This window comes from Pseudomonas sp. Sample_22 (genome assembly GCF_004307635.1).
Taxonomy (GTDB): domain Bacteria; phylum Pseudomonadota; class Gammaproteobacteria; order Pseudomonadales; family Pseudomonadaceae; genus Aquipseudomonas.
The window spans coordinates 1-1,077 of sequence record NZ_RCNY01000067.1 but is presented as its reverse complement, the minus strand read 5'-3'; the positions used below and the strand labels follow the sequence as shown (position 1 = coordinate 1,077).

Below are 1,077 nucleotides of genomic sequence, written 5' to 3'. Positions count from 1 at the left end.
GTCATCGATTAGACCTGAGCTAGGGAAGATCTCTAATCGAATTCAAGCTCAGGATGCCGGGGCATGTACAGTCCTCCCGCCATGCCGCATCGCTGCGCAGAGCTGGGCAACACTATCGTTGTGTTGCACTTCTGTCCGAAAGCGCATCACTCACGACGCTTCGATGGAGGTCATGTCAATTATCTTGCTGGTTTTTCAATACTGCCCCGGTTGCGGCATTTAAGTCCACGTCCCACTCAGCACCGTTGGTATCGAGCACTTCAACTTCATAAGTGTAACCGTTGAAGTGGTTATCCAGATCGGTGTCGGTGATTGTGGCTCCCGGATGCAATTTCATCACAGCCTGATTCAAGGTGCTCAGAGGCTTGATTTTGCCTTCTTTGACCAACTGCGGAACCTGTTCGAAATGCAAGTCATCGGCCTGAGCCAAGCCGACAGTGAGGGGCAGAGCCATAGAGAGTGCGATCGCGGTTTTCATGAGGTTTCTCTTGAGATGCCGGATACGGGGGTCAAGGCTAGTTGTTATAACTTAATTCATCCTTAATTTGCCGTTACGCGCTTAAAGGAGACGTGTATAGCTTGTGTATATTTTTCTGTCACGCGGATGCAGTCATTGATACAGGGGTGGTTGGGGGGGGGGCGCTCAAGTTGAGGGTTTTCCTACAGCAAAGCCCCGTTGAGTGGAATAGCGTTTGTAAAGCGGCAAAACCTTCCGCAGGCCAAGGTTCAGCTCACCAGGCTGCGCCGGTAGCTTTGAATCGCGGTGTTATTAATTTTCGCCTTGAGACCACGTCCATGAGAAAATTTTTAGTCATACCCTTCATGCTTTTAACGCCTTTGACCTTTGCCGCCACTTCGACTGAAATGGGGGTGGATGGCAAAATCACGCCGGCCGCATGCGACATCGCCATCGCCGACGCAAATTTTGATTTTGGTTCATCAATTGCTTTGAATCCTACCGGCGAGACCCTACTGCCCGTGAGTACTGGTCATCCCATGAGCATAGCTTGCACCGGGCCGGCTTACGTAGGATTTAGGGGGATTGACAATCGAAGCGGTACAAGCACTGGGGGTAAC

1 protein-coding gene and 1 pseudogene are annotated in these 1,077 nt (G+C 51.2%); one reads left to right on the top strand and one right to left on the bottom strand.

Translation table 11 applies throughout. The features are described from left to right. Nucleotides 1-175: 175 nt before the first annotated feature. Nucleotides 176-478, bottom strand: a complete 303-nt coding sequence (locus D8U73_RS17930; protein WP_130905275.1) for a PepSY domain-containing protein — start codon at nt 476-478, stop codon at nt 176-178. Between the two features lie 317 nt (nt 479-795). Here D8U73_RS17930 and D8U73_RS29360 point away from each other — a divergent pair. Then, nucleotides 796-1,077: pseudogene (locus D8U73_RS29360) on the top strand (hypothetical protein); the annotation flags it as partial.

Bases quoted from the DNA above. Each gene is read 5' to 3' on its own strand.
- D8U73_RS17930 (WP_130905275.1), bottom strand. From the start codon at position 478: ATGAAAACCGCGATCGCACTCTCTATGGCTCTGCCCCTCACTGTCGGC.